Origin of the sequence: Caminicella sporogenes DSM 14501 (genome assembly GCF_900142285.1) — a bacterium.
Classification (GTDB): domain Bacteria; phylum Bacillota; class Clostridia; order Peptostreptococcales; family Caminicellaceae; genus Caminicella; species Caminicella sporogenes.
Genome location: NZ_FRAJ01000004.1, coordinates 72076 through 86689 on the forward strand (window position 1 = coordinate 72076; position 14614 = coordinate 86689).

The following is a 14614-nucleotide window of genomic DNA, read 5'->3' on the forward strand; positions in this document are numbered from 1 at the left end:
GCGTTAAGACTTTCCTCTACCTTTAATTACTCTTATATATCTTCCTTCTCCGACCTTTTTAACTCCATCTATTTCTTGTATTATTTCATCAACTATCAAATCCATATCTTTTATATTAATATTAAAACCTTTCTTCTTTAAATATTTCATTATAGTCAACAAACGTATATGATAATTACAAGGATTTTTAAAATAAGGGTGCTTTTCTATATACTTTTTAATTTTTTCCCTATCTATAATTTCATTATTTTCATTACCATTTATAATCATATCTTCCTCTACTTTTTTCAAATATTCATTCAATTCTTTTTTAGGATTATTATACTTATCTAATAATGTTCTAATATCATGAATCAAAGTAGTAATTTGCTTTTTATCTGCACAGAAACAATTATTTTTCCCCTCAAAGGGCTCTGCTAAATCTGAAGTAGCCGTATCCATAAAGATTTTTTTACCCCTTTCAAAATTAATATTTTAACTTTATTTTACTATCATTCAATATTACTGTCAAATTGTAAAACTTATAATAATTATTCTACAACTTCTCTTTTTAATATACAGCATATATTTCTTCCATTTACAGTTGGTGTTGCTGTAGTTAATTCCCATCCTTCTTTACCTAATTTATTTAACCTTTCCTCATCTTCTTTACTCAATATTAAATTAGAAACTCCTTTAGTTTTTAAATTTAAAATTTTATATTCCCATTTTTTCATTTTTTTCACCTTGCCTTTTAATCTTATTTAGTTAATTTTCATTATATTATAATATATCATCTAACATAAGCATTTCATCTTTAACATGTTTTATATGTTCTTTTATCATATTTTCTATCAATTTTTTAGCTTTTATCCTATCAGTTTTAGAAACACATTCTATTTCTAATTTAAACTTATTTAATACTATTTCGCATAAAATTTTTTTACTACTGTATATATGAAAATAAAAATTTCCATTTTCTTCATAATCTAATTCCGCATTCTCATAATTTAAAAATTTGTCTTTGACTTTCTGAAAATCTAAAACTAAATATGTACTTTGATAAACAGAATACCTATCTTGGCTTTCTAAATCTTTTAAACTTTTACTTATCAGCTCATCTATAATATTAGCAAAATCATATATCAATATAGAATTATACTTAATAAAATCTTCTTTACTTACAAATCCATACTTTTCTTGATACTCCATATACTTTTCATAAAAACTTCTCTCAATAACGCTCTTAAATGTCTTATCTATTATAATATAATCATTAATAAAAAAATTTTGATTTTCATAATTGTATATTCTCGCAAGTATTAGTGTCCCAATTTCTATATCATTAAACTCCAATGTATTTTTTACTGTCACTTGTTTATTTAGCAAAATATCATTCAATTTTAAATTATCACTATTTTTTTCTAAAATTTCATATATGGAAAGTTTAGCATTTGAAATACTTTTTAATAAGTTTAAACTTTCATCATTTTCATCTGAAGATTTAACTTCAATATATTCCTCTAAAAAATTATTACCATTTTGTAATCTATAACTCCATAAAAGCCACGGAACAAAACAGCTTTCATTAATTGAAATTTCTCTTGAAGTATAATTTTTTTTAAATATTTCCTTTGCAATTTCTATCTGCTTTTTATAATCACCTTCTAATGCAAAATATAATACTTTATTAATAAGTTTTTCTTCAAACATTTTTATTTCTTCATATGCTATATCCATATCTCCACTCCTTAAATATTTAGATTTAACTCCAAATAAAATTAATTGATGGTGATTCTTATAGAATCACCCATCACTATAAACTCAATATATAATCAAACGCTGGAGCACTTAAATAAAACTCACTAAAATTTTTTTCTTCTCTTTCATCAAGAGGATATATATTTCTAAATACTTCTTTTAAATCTTCATCTTCAATTCTACTAAAATCAACATCTAAAAAGCCATTTATAATAATATGTGCTAGCTCATTGTCTATCTTATACATATCATAATCAGTTTCTCTAAAAATATCTTCTACTTCATCATTATTAATTATATCAGTAACAGCTAAATTATAAAGTATATCATATCTTTCTTTAATATTTTTAACAAAACTCTCCCAGACAACTAATCCTTTTCTATTTAATTTACTTGTTATAAATCCCTTATCTTCATACAATCTTAAAAACATAAACTTAGCACAATAATTTAGACAAGATTTTTTCAAAAAATAATCACACCACTTTTTTTCATCATATTCAAGATTTTTTCTACTATCAATTCTAATCTTTTTTATTATTCCAATATTGTAATATTCATACTTTATTATAAAAGTTTTAATAAATTTTTCAAGCACAGCAGTTATATAATCTATTTTGTTCAAATGTTCACCTCCTTTGTATATTAAACTAGTCCTCTAATACATAATATTTCTTAATAAATGTAAATGTTATAACACTTCTCTGCTTTATAAAAAACTAATTTGATATTTTAGAAATTTTTATCAAATTGATTGCAAAATAAAAATAAGCCATTTATTTTATAATTTTGTAAATGGCTTATTTACTGTCTACTTATTAATTAAAAAATCAATTATTTTTTCAATAAAAGGTTTATTTTTTTGATTTTTCTCCACTTCTTTTTCTACATTTTTATTTGTATCCTCTTTTTCACTAAAATACTCTGTTAAATTTGATTTAGCTTTTAAATCATTTCCAGATAAAAATTTTTCAATATTATCAATGCCCAATAAAGTTGTATCTGTCATATTTACATATCCAAAAGTAGAAATTTTTTTTAAAATATCAGTATTTTTATATTTTTGACCTATATAATTAATATCATAAAAATCATTTTCTAATAAAAAAGCTTCTCTATACCAATTCACTCCAAAGTCATCAGAATATGTATAATAAATTGTACCATTAAATTTCCATACAATCCATAATTTGTTTTCTATTTGAAAAAATTTATATTTCTGCTTCTCATTTTCTTCCATAAAAATCAAACTAGAAAATTTAAAAAGACTTTCTTCGCTTAAAAAAGAATGAAAAAGACCTGCTTTATTATTATACGTATATAAAATATGAAAATTTAAATTTGAATCTACTAAAAATGATTTAACATCTTTTATTTCTTCATTTAAATTAATTGTCGATAAATTTGTCCAATGTTTATTCCAACTTGAAAAAACTTGAATATTGAAAGTAATTTTTTTTGCTTTTACATTTTTAAATGCAAAATACAAATCACCTTTTTTATCATAATCTATAAAAAATGGAATAGAATTTTTTGTTGGTAAATTTGAATCAATATTACTATATTTCCATTTCAATCCATCATAATATATATATATTATTCTATAAAAATTTTTATTAATTGCATTATTAAAACCGTAAAAAACATGTATTATTCCATCAGTTTCAGCAATTTTTATATAGTCTATTTTATTAAATGAGTTTATAATCTTTTTAAAATCCATCTTATTCCATGTATTATTTGAATAATTAAAATAATACATTTTTCCTTTGGTAGTTATACAAACTAAATGAATTACATCTTTTGAATCTAAACAAATATCATAAGCCAATACATTTTCAATTAACTTTTCTTCTGGCAAATTTTTATTAACGACTTTATAATAAAGACATTGATTTTCAAGAAAAAAATTCCATATTTCACTAGACTGTCTGTGTTTTATCAAATATCTAGTTTTAAGTATATCGTCCATATTATCCCTCCTCAACAAAAGAATACTACTACATGTATATGTATTTAAATTAGCCATAACTACTAATTATTAAAAGTTTTTATAAAAAAGTAACAATAACAATTTTAAAGAATATTATAAAATTATTAGAAAAATAAATTAATATTTATTTCAAAAGGAGGGCTTTATGACTAAAGTCAGTGTTATAATACCTACTTATAATTATGAAAAATTCATTCATAATGCAATAGATAGCATTTTAAATCAAACATTTAAAGACTATGAAATTATCATAGTTGATGACGGTTCAACAGATAATACTGCGGAAATAATAAAAAAATATAATAATGAAAAAATATCATACTTTTATAAAGAAAATAGAGGACCTGCTGCTGCAAGAAATTTAGGTATAAAAAAGGCTAAAGGTGATTATATATGTTTTTTAGATGCTGATGATGCATTTATGCCTGAAAAATTAGAAATTCAAGTCGACATCTTAGATAAAAATAAAAATATTGGGTTAGTATATACTAATTTTTTATATGTAAAAAACAACTTGTCATCAACTTATTATCATTATAGATGTAAAAACTTCAGCTGTCATAAAAATGCACTACAACATTTATGGTATGAAAACTATATAAATACTTCTACTGTAATGACCGTAAAAGAATATCTATTCAAAGTAGGTTTATTCAATGAAAATTATAAGTATGGTGAAGACTTTGACCTTTGGATGAGGTTGGGAAAATATTATGAATTTTTTTGTGTACACAAACCACTAGTCAAAACTAGAAGTCATGACAACAATCTCTGTAAAAGTCTGAGCTGTATAGAAAAATTAAATTATACAAAAAAAATTAGAAATAATATTAAAAAATTCTATGAAAATCAAGGCGGTTATAAAATAAATATGTAAAACTATATACACCTTATTTTCTATTTTTTTGTTTTAAACTTGTATAATTATAATCATTGAACATGTTTATAATTTTATTAAACGTCTTTTTCGACTTTAATTTATCATCCTGCTTATCTATATTTTTATAAATTTTTAAAGCTTCTTCAAATTTTTCATATATCTCAGAATAGTTATTTTTTATTTCAAATAATGAATTCAATATAAGCAATTCTCTATTTTTTAAAGCTTCAAGTTCACGATATATATATATAAATTTATCTGCAATATCTAACATACTTATATTTTTTATTTTTTGTAATTCATTTGTTTCATTTTCTATTTCTTCCTCTTTTCTAGAAAATAAATGCTTAGTTATAGAACTATTTTCAAAATACTCATTTATAGTTTTAAAATAATTTGATATGCTGAATTTTAACATATTATCATTTTCTAAATCATTTATTGTATTAATGTCAATAAATTTTTCTTTAAAAATATCATTATTTTTAAATTTACTGCTCTCATCAATACCAATTATAAAAGGTTTATTAATATCATATCCATAAGCTATAGGTGCTTTAATTATTCTAAAGTTGTCTGAATTTTTTTCAAAAAAAGTAATAGAAATCAATTTATTTCTATCTATATTAATATTAATTTTTTCTATATCTTGCCATATATTATTCATAATGTTATATTGTGCAAAATAAAATATATTATTTTGTTTCCAGATTGCTTTTATAAAATTATTGTCTTGAACTAAAATAAGATGAGTTGCTGCAATATTTTCAAATGGAAATTTTTCAATATTTGTCCATTTTGAAGTTAGTTTCATTTGCATTTCTTTTTTTAAATAAACAATTCTAATATTTTTTTTGAAAATATGAGAATAGACTATATGAACAGTATTATAAGTATCACATAAAATATTAAAATTGATAACATTATTATATTCACCACTAAGTTTTTCAATCATATTCCACTTTTTGTATTTATTATCAAACATTCTGTAAAAAATCTGATTAATTTTTTTATTAACCGACTTATAAATCAAATGGATATTTCCGTAATTATCAATATCTGATTTAAATGAAGGCCTATATTTATCAGCAACTATTTTAGCTATCTCATAATTTTTCCATGATAAATTTCTAATTGAATAATAAATAATACTTGAATACTTATTATCAGAATTAGATTTTTCTGTTTTTAACAACAGTATATGAATATCTTCTTTTACAACATATATTTTTAAATTTGTAAAATCATACAAATTTATATTTAAACTAGTTATAACTTTCTTATTCCATAAATTATATTTATTAGAAAAATAAATCAAATTCCCTGAAAAATCAACACAAATTATATGACAAGTTTCAAAATCATCTATATAAACAGAAAAATTTAAAATATTGTTTGAAATAATACTTTTAATCTTTTTTTCATTTCTATTGATTTCAGAATATAATAAATTATTTGATAAATAGAAATAATAACTATTAAGATTAAACTTGAATAAATACTTTTGTATCTTATGTAATGCCATTTCCAATCCCTCCAATGCAAATATTTTTAAAATTAAGATATTATCTTTTTTAATATCTATGTAAAAAAAAACATTTTATTAGTTTTATATTTAATAATTACATATTTATGATTTTTACCAAAAATTACATGTCGTATTTTGTCGAAAATTCAAGAAATTTTTGATATCATTTATATATAGTTAAAACTATTAATAATAAAAAATATTGGAGGGATAAAATGAAGTACAAAAAATTAATATCTAAAATTACTCTTGGAACTATATTTTCTACTTCAATTTTTTCATTTGCTCTATTAGATACATATGCCTATGAAAGTATATACAGAAAAGGAAATCAAATAGTACGTACATATACATCTTCTTCAAATAATTTCAGCTCTGTAAATACATACAACACCTATTCTTATACTAATTCTAAAGAATATATTTCTAATAATGAAACATATAATAAAAATACTTCTACTTCAAAAATATTGACAAAAACTAATGATTCTATCAATAAAAATGAAAAAATATACATACAAGGCAGTAAAATAATAAGAGTATATGGCACAACTAGCAATTCAAATAATACATATGATAAAAATCTTTCTAAAAATGATACTCCTTCAAATAATAATATAGATAATAATTCATTAAATTTAACAAATGACAGCTTACAAACTAAAATAACAACAAGTTCAAGTAGTACACTTACAGATTACCAAATCAAATCATTAGTATATGAAATGTTAGATTTAATTAATACAGAAAGAAAAAACAATGGATTAAAACCTCTTATATTAGATGAAAAACTCACTTCTGTTGCTCAGCTAAAAGCTAAAGATATGGCTGAAAATAATTATTTATCACACACTTCTCCAACATATGGTAGTGTTTATTCAATGATTAAAAATGCTGACATAAATTATTACAGTGCCGGAGAAAATATAGCAAAAGCTTACAGTATTAAAAGTGCTCATATAAATTTTATGAATTCATGGATACATAGAAAAGCTATACTTTCCCCAAACTTTACACATATTGGAATAGGTATAGATAAACCTCAAAACAGCAATATGTATAAAATCTCAGTAATGTTTATAGAAAAAAATAGAGGGCTTTAAAAATTTTCAGCCCTCTACTTTTTTATGAATCTTTCTCTATAATTTGAACATTAACTTGGTCTGGGAATAAATTTGGATATTCTACGCACAATCCACCCTGCTCAGGATATTCGCAGAATCCAGTTGATAATACACAAAGCTGTACTGGAACTTTAACTTTCTTTTCACAAGTTACACATAATACTACTATTCCGTTTACAGTTATATTACCTTGTTCATCAATTGTAATACTGTTTAATCCTAAAGGTAATATAAAATCACAAAGAATTCCGCAAAATTCTGCTAAAGATGGTTTCATAGCTGCACAAGTCGATGGCATACATAATTTAGCAAATTTTCTCTTTTCAATATCATCAATAGTTACTGCTACACTCTCAGTAATAACAAGTTCTTTTCCATTTGGTCTAATTAAAGTCAATGTTATTGTTATCAAAACTTCTCCTGTAATTATAAGCGTTTCATCAAGTATTATAGGAGTTCCCCTATCTAGTGCATCACATTCTGAAGTATCAATAAAATCTAATGGTATCTGTTCTACTCCACCTGGACCTGTAGGAGTTGGAGTTGGAACAGGCATTCCATTGATACTATTTGTTAAAATAGTAATAGTAGTTCCTGATGAATCTCCTTTAGGTTTTGTCGTACAAGTTACTGTTACACTTTTAATTTTAAAGTTTGGTTTAACTTTTCTTTTTAAAGTAAAAGTTGCTACTTGATCAAATTCATCTTTAAGCACTACTGAATCATAAACTTTCTCCACAAAAATACATTCAGCTTTTATCTTTTCCGGATCATATATTCTTGGAACTATACACCCCGTATTAGCACCACAGCAATTATCATCCTGCTGTTTTACCAAACCTGACCCAGTATAAACATTTTCAGCCATATTAAATTTTACCTCCTTTAGATTTTTATAACTTTATGAGTATAAATTTTTCCACCGTTTTCTTTTAAAAATAAATATTTACATATAATCTATGTCTACTTTAGTATATGAAATACTTTTATTAATCGTTACATACTCATAACATATTTTTTTTTGAATATATTTTTTAAAAAACGAGGAGGTATAAAAATGCCTTTCATCAACTCAACACAGACAATTTTAAGAAAATCTAATGGAGATATATTAAACTTTTATATAATTAATAAAACTCTTTTTCTCAGAAAATTTAAAAATAATAAAGGTTGGGAAAAACATATTGAAATAATTTCCAATATTTCTAGTAGTAATTTAGACATTAAAATTGACAATAACGATAAAATATATGGAATTATATGTACTGATAATGGAAAAGTACTATATATATATACTGATAGTAGTAACAATATAAAATATAATAATCTTTTTAATTTTAATATTAATAAATATCTATTAAAATATCCTGTTATACAAAAAATTAATTCCACATTACATATACTATATTACCTTCTAGACAAAAACTATAAAAATTTATTTGGAATAATACATCATTACTATGATGGTAATAAATGGATAAAAAACAACATAAATATTATCAAAGTTTTTCCAATCATAAACCCATTTATAATCTCATATAATTCTAATATTTTAAATATTTTTTATTTTAATAAAATAAAAAATGCTGAAGAAGTCTTTGTAAATTCCTTTGAAAGTACATCTAAAACTTGGAGTGAAGCAATTCAACTAACTAATAATAGCAAAAAAAAATTATACTTAAATGTTCTAAACAATGATTTGTATTCTCACAATATAATTTGGAGTGAATTTGTAGATGACAATTTAGTTATAAAATATATGAATTGTTCTTTGAAAAAAGAAGAAATTACTTCATCAAAAATTATTGCACTATCAAAACCTTCAAACTGTTCATTTCCAACCTTTATAAAAACTCAAACTGCTCTATGGGCCATTTGGGTTGAAATGGACAAAGTTGTAAGCTGTTATTCCTTTGATAATGGTAAAAACTGGAGTGACTCAAATGTTTATACAGACAGCAGTAAATATAATTTTATTAAATATAAATTTGATACAAATTTTAAAGACGATTTGCAAAACTTTAAAGTTCACTCTATATTTGGAACATATTACCCTAAAATTTCTTTTATCGGTTTTAAAAATTTAAAATTAAAAAATTCTAAGGAATAACATCTTTCATTTGTATATATAAAAAGTTAGATGAAAATCATCTAACTTTTATATATTACTTCATAAATTTTTTTTCTGTTTTTAAAACAATATTTATATACTTTATATATGTCCAATTTCTTTTCTTCTATCTTTTCTATAGAAAATTTCACTATATTTTCATCATAAATTATTAATCCTAAACTACAATGTTTACTCAAATATTTAGGAACATTTATCAGCTTTGGATTATAACCAGACTTTTTCAAAATACTTTCTAAATAATAGGCATGATTTTTCGAATTAAATACTATTAAATAATATTTTGCATTTTGGCCTGCTATCATCAAAATCATTCCTTTAATAATTTTTATATCATTATATTCTATGTTTGCTTTTAAGTTGCTTTACTCTTACTAAAAAATTAAATTTCAATTATTTAATAAATATGTTTTTCAAAAAACAATAACATATATGGAATTTTTTATTCATTTTAAAATATCACCTTTTTACTCAAACTAATAATACATTCATGATACTTATTTTTCTGTTAAGAGAGGAGTTTTTGAATGTGAATGATATTAATGATAAAATATTTATGCTCAATATTAGTCCTATAGGAATAAGTTTAATTAGGGTCAATGAAATAAGCAAAAATTTAAACGTATTTGATACATTTAATATTAATATAGACTTAAACAAAATCCCAAATGCTTCATTCAGTTTTTTTTATAAATATTTAATGGATAGAGTAAGTGAAAAAATTCTTCAAAAAGTAGTAGAAGGAGAAATTTACAATGGAGATTTTATAAAATTAAAACCCATTATAGATAAAAATAGCTCTTACTTAGAAATATCTGTATTTAGACAGCTTTCAAAGATACAAAATATTGAAGATTATATCAAAAATTTTTCAAGACATATTCCTTATACTATTGAAGAAAAAAGAAATGAAATCAAAAATTTACATGATAAATTAAATGAGGCAATTGAAGCAAAAAATATTTTATTATGTAAAGAAATTCTTCAGAAAATAAAATATTTAAGAAATGAATTTATCATATAAAATATAAGGCTCAAGATTTACTTTTCTTGAGCTTTACACTTTTTATTTTTATCTATTAAAAAGTCCTTTGTCCCCGGTAGTATCACTTTAAATAAATTTCTTTTTCTTAAATTTAAAAAATATACTTTTTTAATACCTTTAAATGAATTTTTTATCTTTTTTAATCCCAATCCTGTTTTCATAAATCTATTTTTAGTATCTAGTACTAATAATCGTTCATAAAGCCATTTATTTCTTCTAAAAGGATTTTGTTCATAAATAATATTATTTATTCTATCTTTGTATGAAATAGTTCCGGGATTGCTTATTTCCAATTTGTTTTTTCCAACATATACAACTATTTCTCTCGAATAATCAAAATAATCTCTGTGAACAACCGCATTAGATAAACTTTCTACAATTGGCTCAAATGGATAGCAGATATCTGATAAAATATTTTTTATAAATGCTATTGATTTATCTAATAGACTTACCAAATCTCCTGTAAAATACTTAACTTTTCTTATGCCATTTTCAAAAAATATAACTTTTATTCCCGTATGCGGCAGATAAATTTGAGGATTATTACAAAATAAAAGCAGTCCACCTATTGTAGGAAAATATTCTTCAGTATCTCTATCATAATGAATAATTCCAAGATTATTTAATAAAATTTTATCATCAACACCAGCATTTATATTCATTTTACTAAGATAATTTTGAATTAATTTTTTATCTAAAACATCAATAGCTACATTATAAACTGGCAATTGTTCATTATATATTATTCCAGCATTTTGAAGCATATTAGCTATTTCATCTCTTCTAGCAACATCAGTTGTAGAACCTCTCCTTATATAAAAAGCTCCTGTTTGCCTCATTTGATGAGGTCTTTTATAACTTCTAAATATTGTAATTACAGCTACTGTTTTATTATCTATATCTATGTATTCTACTCTTATATTTATAGGCGGGTCACATCTATTACTGATAATTTGCTGTATTCTCTCTTCATTTATATTTTCAGGTTTTATCCCTACTATTTCTCTAGTCTTATCCTTAACACCTATTATCAAATGTCCTCTTCCGCCTTGACTGTTAGCTATTGCTATAATATCTTTTACTAATTCTTTTTTTCCAGATTCTTGATTTATATTTATTGTTTCCTTATAATCAAGTTTAGGACCTTCCCCTTGTTTTAACAAAGTTCGCAATTTATTTTTATCCATTTGACTACCTTCTTTCGAAAAAATTATCTATTTATACAAAATTATACTATATTTTCAATAATTAATTGAAATCAAAAATTATAAATGTTAATATTATTTTATGATAAAAACATAGAGGTGTTTACTATGGATTTTAAACAACTTGAAACATTTGTTACTCTTGCAAAATTAAAAAGTTTTTCAAAAGCGGCTGAAAAACTCTATTTAACTCAACCTACTATAAGCAACCATATTCAAAATCTTGAAAAAGAATTAAAAACAATACTTGTTAATAGAACTAATAAAAATATAACTTTAACTAAAGCAGGAAAAATTTTATATAAATATGCAGTTAATATTTTAAATCAAAGAGAAACAGCTCTTTTTTGTTTAAATGAATTTAAAGGAAAAATAGAAGGTGTTTTGGAAATTTCTGCAAGCACAATCCCTAGTCAATATTTTTTACCAAGTATACTGTGTAAATTCAACAAAATCTATCCTGATGTAAAATATAATCTTAATAAATATTCAACTGGAGAAGTTATTGAAAAAATTTTGAATGGAGAAATTGATTTTGGTATAGTAGGAGCTAAAAAAGAAATTTCTCAACTTGAATATATAGAAATAATGGATGATAATCTGATAATAATTGCTCCTAAATGCGGAATTTATAAAAATCTACATTCTATTAAAATTAATGATTTATGTAAATACCCTATTATATTAAGAGAAAATACATCTGGCACAAGAAAAATTGTTGAAGAAGAATTAGCTAAACACAACATTTACATAGAAAATTTAAATATCGTCGCTTGTATAGAAAATACTGAAACTATCAAAGAATGTGTAAAAAATGGGCTTGGTATAACTTTTATTTCTGAAAAAGCCGTTTCTTCTGAACTGCATAATAATCTTATAAAAAAAATTCATGTTGAAAATCTAACTCTAAAACGAAAATTTTTCTTTGTATATCACAAAAATAGAGCTCTTTCACCATTAGCCGAAACATTTAAAAACTTTGTTTTAAAGTAATCAAAAAAGATTTAGGCATTTCCTAAATACAATGCCTAAATCTTTTTTATATTATGTTTAAAAGCATATATCGCAGCTTGTGTTCTATCATTAACACCTATTTTCTTAAAAATATTTGAAACATGATTTTTTACCGTTTTTTCACTGATAAATAGTCGCTCTGCAATCTCTTTATTATTCAGTCCTTCAGCTATCAAAGTTATTACTTCATATTCTCTTCTAGTAAGTTTTTCATTTTTTTTATCTTTTTTCAAAGAAATCTTTCCACGCTGTTTGTATTCTCTTACAAATTCAGAAGCTAAACTAGGATGAATATAAGATTCTCCAAAATATACATCTCTTATTGCTTTTACTAAACTACTAGCTTCAGCATCTTTTAACACATATCCTTCAGCTCCAATATTTATTGTTTCAAATAAATATTCTCTATCATCATGTATTGTAAGCATAATTATTTTTATATCTAATCCCATATCCTTAATTCTTCTTAAGGCCTGAATACCATTCATATTAGGCATATTTATATCCATAAGTATCACATCAGGCTTTAATTTTATAGCTTTTTTTAAAGCATCTTCTCCATCAATAGCTAAACCAACTACTTCAATATCATCTTCAATCTCTAATATCTGTTTTAATCCTTGTCTCATCAAAGCATGGTCATCTACAATTAATATTCTTATCTTTTTTTTATCATATGACATAATTTATTTTTCCTCCTCACAGATCGGTATAATTACGCTGATTTTTGTACCTCTTCCAAGTTTACTGTCTATTTCTATCTTACCTCTTAAAAGGTCTACTCTCTCTTTTATACTATACAGCCCAAATCCATTTTGATTATTTATCGAATCTACTTTATCATTCACATCAAAACCTATTCCATTATCTATTATTTTTATGTATATATTTTCTAGTCCTATATCCAATTTTATAATTACATTAGTTGCTTTTGAATGTTTTTTAATATTATTTAAAGCTTCTTGTATAATTCTAAAAATTGTCAATTGTATAATATTTTCCTTTATTTCTCCTTTTTCATCAAATGAAAAATCAACATTAATTCCGCTTTCTCTTTGAAAATTTAATATAAGTCTTTGAATAGTTGGAATAAGCCCAAGATCATCTAATGACATTGGCATTAAATCATAAATTATCCTTCTGATGTCTTTCAAACTATCTCTAACTATACTTTTTAACAGATTAAGCTGTTGCTTTGCTTTTAAAATATCTATATCAATTAACCGTTCACACAGCTCTGCTTTTAAAACCACATTAGCCATAATTTGAGCAGGTCCATCATGTATTTCTCTTGACACTCTTTGCCTTTCTCTTTCTTGTGCTTTAATAATCTTTATGCCCATTAACTGTCTTTGCTGAATATCTTCAAGCTGTTCAAATACATCTTGCAAATCTCCACTTAAATATCCAAGAGCAACTCCAACTTTAGAAGCAAGTGCTTCTGCTTTTTCTACAACCTCTTTTGTTTTTTTTAGTCGCAATTCAAGGCTAGTTCTCTGTTTTACCAGTTCCTGTTCTTCATGTCTTTTTAAAGAAAGATTTACTTGTAAATCTTTAGCCATTTCATAAGCTTTTTTTATATCTTCCTCACTGTATTTATCAAAATTCCTACTTACAGTTAACAATTTTCTCCTACTATTTTTTTCTAATATCGTCAGCTTATCTACTTCATAAATAACTGATTTCAACTTTTCATTTAATTGCATCAATTCTTCTTCTATTTCTCTGCAGTCATTCCTTGCTTTTTCTGCAATTTCAAATATTTCTTTTTTTCCCGATTCTATAGCACCTATAGTCTTTTTTACAACTTCATTTAATGCCTTAATATCTACATATTTAGCCATTTAAACACCTCAAATATTATTTTAAACATGCTTTTAAAAATACATATTAAAAAATTTGTCTATATTTGTCCATATATCTATTATATAAAAGTTTTTTAAAGTATTAAATA

At 23.4% G+C, this 14614-nt stretch carries 16 protein-coding genes; 5 read left to right on the top strand and 11 right to left on the bottom strand.

Annotated features, from left to right (window positions below; genetic code table 11):
* Positions 1-3 precede the first annotated feature (3 nt).
* From BUA90_RS02475 to BUA90_RS02495, 5 genes are all read right to left on the bottom strand, one after another.
* Complete coding sequence (locus tag BUA90_RS02475) at positions 4-441, bottom strand: hypothetical protein (RefSeq protein ID WP_072965816.1); 438 nt, start codon at positions 439-441, stop codon at positions 4-6.
* A gap of 89 nt (positions 442-530) precedes the next feature.
* Positions 531-716 carry a DUF4177 domain-containing protein gene (locus BUA90_RS02480; protein WP_072965817.1) on the bottom strand — a complete coding sequence of 62 codons (186 nt, stop codon included), beginning with the start codon at positions 714-716 and terminating at the stop codon, positions 531-533.
* A 46-nt stretch (positions 717-762) separates the two neighbouring features.
* Positions 763-1719, bottom strand: coding sequence for a hypothetical protein (locus BUA90_RS02485; RefSeq protein WP_072965818.1), 957 nt, complete (start codon positions 1717-1719; stop codon positions 763-765).
* Positions 1720-1795: 76 nt separating this feature from the next.
* Positions 1796-2365, bottom strand: coding sequence for a hypothetical protein (locus tag BUA90_RS02490; protein ID WP_072965819.1), 570 nt, complete (start codon positions 2363-2365; stop codon positions 1796-1798).
* A 186-nt stretch (positions 2366-2551) separates the two neighbouring features.
* Entirely contained in the window at positions 2552-3712 is a 1161-nt protein-coding gene (locus tag BUA90_RS02495; protein WP_072965820.1) for a hypothetical protein, read from the bottom strand.
* A gap of 166 nt (positions 3713-3878) precedes the next feature.
* Here BUA90_RS02495 and BUA90_RS02500 point away from each other — a divergent pair, with 166 nt between their 5' ends.
* Complete coding sequence (locus tag BUA90_RS02500) at positions 3879-4610, top strand: glycosyltransferase (RefSeq protein ID WP_072965821.1); 732 nt, start codon at positions 3879-3881, stop codon at positions 4608-4610.
* 13 nt (positions 4611-4623) lie between these two features.
* On the opposite strand, the gene BUA90_RS02505 is transcribed toward BUA90_RS02500, so the two are convergent.
* Positions 4624-6138: a hypothetical protein gene (locus BUA90_RS02505; protein WP_072965822.1), complete on the bottom strand. Its 1515-nt coding sequence runs from the start codon at positions 6136-6138 to the stop codon at positions 4624-4626.
* Positions 6139-6356: 218 nt separating this feature from the next.
* On the opposite strand from BUA90_RS02505, the gene BUA90_RS02510 reads away from it, so the two are divergent.
* Positions 6357-7244, top strand: coding sequence for a CAP domain-containing protein (locus BUA90_RS02510; protein ID WP_072965823.1), 888 nt, complete (start codon positions 6357-6359; stop codon positions 7242-7244).
* A 22-nt stretch (positions 7245-7266) separates the two neighbouring features.
* On the opposite strand, the gene BUA90_RS02515 is transcribed toward BUA90_RS02510, so the two are convergent.
* A complete protein-coding gene (locus BUA90_RS02515) occupies positions 7267-8133 on the bottom strand; it encodes a hypothetical protein (RefSeq protein WP_072965824.1) in 867 nt (288 codons plus the stop codon).
* 189 nt (positions 8134-8322) lie between these two features.
* Here BUA90_RS02515 and BUA90_RS02520 point away from each other — a divergent pair, with 189 nt between their 5' ends.
* Complete coding sequence (locus BUA90_RS02520) at positions 8323-9375, top strand: hypothetical protein (RefSeq protein WP_072965825.1); 1053 nt, start codon at positions 8323-8325, stop codon at positions 9373-9375.
* A 41-nt stretch (positions 9376-9416) separates the two neighbouring features.
* On the opposite strand, the gene BUA90_RS02525 is transcribed toward BUA90_RS02520, so the two are convergent.
* Complete coding sequence (locus BUA90_RS02525) at positions 9417-9701, bottom strand: putative Se/S carrier protein (RefSeq protein WP_072965826.1); 285 nt, start codon at positions 9699-9701, stop codon at positions 9417-9419.
* 224 nt (positions 9702-9925) lie between these two features.
* On the opposite strand from BUA90_RS02525, the gene BUA90_RS02530 reads away from it, so the two are divergent.
* Entirely contained in the window at positions 9926-10420 is a 495-nt protein-coding gene (locus tag BUA90_RS02530) for a hypothetical protein (protein WP_072965827.1), read from the top strand.
* Between the two features lie 17 nt (positions 10421-10437).
* Here the strand turns inward: BUA90_RS02530 and BUA90_RS02535 are convergent, their stop codons facing one another.
* Positions 10438-11628 carry an AlbA family DNA-binding domain-containing protein gene (locus BUA90_RS02535; protein WP_072965828.1) on the bottom strand — a complete coding sequence of 397 codons (1191 nt, stop codon included), beginning with the start codon at positions 11626-11628 and terminating at the stop codon, positions 10438-10440.
* Between the two features lie 126 nt (positions 11629-11754).
* Here BUA90_RS02535 and BUA90_RS02540 point away from each other — a divergent pair, with 126 nt between their 5' ends.
* Complete coding sequence (locus BUA90_RS02540; RefSeq protein ID WP_072965829.1) at positions 11755-12639, top strand: selenium metabolism-associated LysR family transcriptional regulator; 885 nt, start codon at positions 11755-11757, stop codon at positions 12637-12639.
* 35 nt (positions 12640-12674) lie between these two features.
* On the opposite strand, the gene BUA90_RS02545 is transcribed toward BUA90_RS02540, so the two are convergent.
* Both BUA90_RS02545 and BUA90_RS02550 read right to left on the bottom strand, forming a co-directional pair.
* Positions 12675-13343: a response regulator gene (locus BUA90_RS02545; protein WP_072965830.1), complete on the bottom strand. Its 669-nt coding sequence runs from the start codon at positions 13341-13343 to the stop codon at positions 12675-12677.
* Positions 13344-13346: 3 nt separating this feature from the next.
* Positions 13347-14504, bottom strand: a complete 1158-nt coding sequence (locus BUA90_RS02550; protein WP_072965831.1) for a sensor histidine kinase — start codon at positions 14502-14504, stop codon at positions 13347-13349.
* Positions 14505-14614 lie beyond the last annotated feature (110 nt).

Bases quoted from the DNA above. Each gene is read 5' to 3' on its own strand.
- BUA90_RS02475 (WP_072965816.1), bottom strand. From the start codon at position 441: ATGGATACGGCTACTTCAGATTTAGCAGAGCCCTTTGAGGGGAAAAAT.
- BUA90_RS02480 (WP_072965817.1), bottom strand. From the start codon at position 716: ATGAAAAAATGGGAATATAAAATTTTAAATTTAAAAACTAAAGGAGTT.
- BUA90_RS02485 (WP_072965818.1), bottom strand. From the start codon at position 1,719: ATGGATATAGCATATGAAGAAATAAAAATGTTTGAAGAAAAACTTATT.
- BUA90_RS02495 (WP_072965820.1), bottom strand. From the start codon at position 3,712: ATGGACGATATACTTAAAACTAGATATTTGATAAAACACAGACAGTCT.
- BUA90_RS02500 (WP_072965821.1), top strand. From the start codon at position 3,879: ATGACTAAAGTCAGTGTTATAATACCTACTTATAATTATGAAAAATTC.
- BUA90_RS02505 (WP_072965822.1), bottom strand. From the start codon at position 6,138: ATGGCATTACATAAGATACAAAAGTATTTATTCAAGTTTAATCTTAAT.
- BUA90_RS02510 (WP_072965823.1), top strand. From the start codon at position 6,357: ATGAAGTACAAAAAATTAATATCTAAAATTACTCTTGGAACTATATTT.
- BUA90_RS02515 (WP_072965824.1), bottom strand. From the start codon at position 8,133: ATGGCTGAAAATGTTTATACTGGGTCAGGTTTGGTAAAACAGCAGGAT.
- BUA90_RS02520 (WP_072965825.1), top strand. From the start codon at position 8,323: ATGCCTTTCATCAACTCAACACAGACAATTTTAAGAAAATCTAATGGA.
- BUA90_RS02525 (WP_072965826.1), bottom strand. From the start codon at position 9,701: ATGATAGCAGGCCAAAATGCAAAATATTATTTAATAGTATTTAATTCG.
- BUA90_RS02535 (WP_072965828.1), bottom strand. From the start codon at position 11,628: ATGGATAAAAATAAATTGCGAACTTTGTTAAAACAAGGGGAAGGTCCT.
- BUA90_RS02540 (WP_072965829.1), top strand. From the start codon at position 11,755: ATGGATTTTAAACAACTTGAAACATTTGTTACTCTTGCAAAATTAAAA.
- BUA90_RS02545 (WP_072965830.1), bottom strand. From the start codon at position 13,343: ATGTCATATGATAAAAAAAAGATAAGAATATTAATTGTAGATGACCAT.
- BUA90_RS02550 (WP_072965831.1), bottom strand. From the start codon at position 14,504: ATGGCTAAATATGTAGATATTAAGGCATTAAATGAAGTTGTAAAAAAG.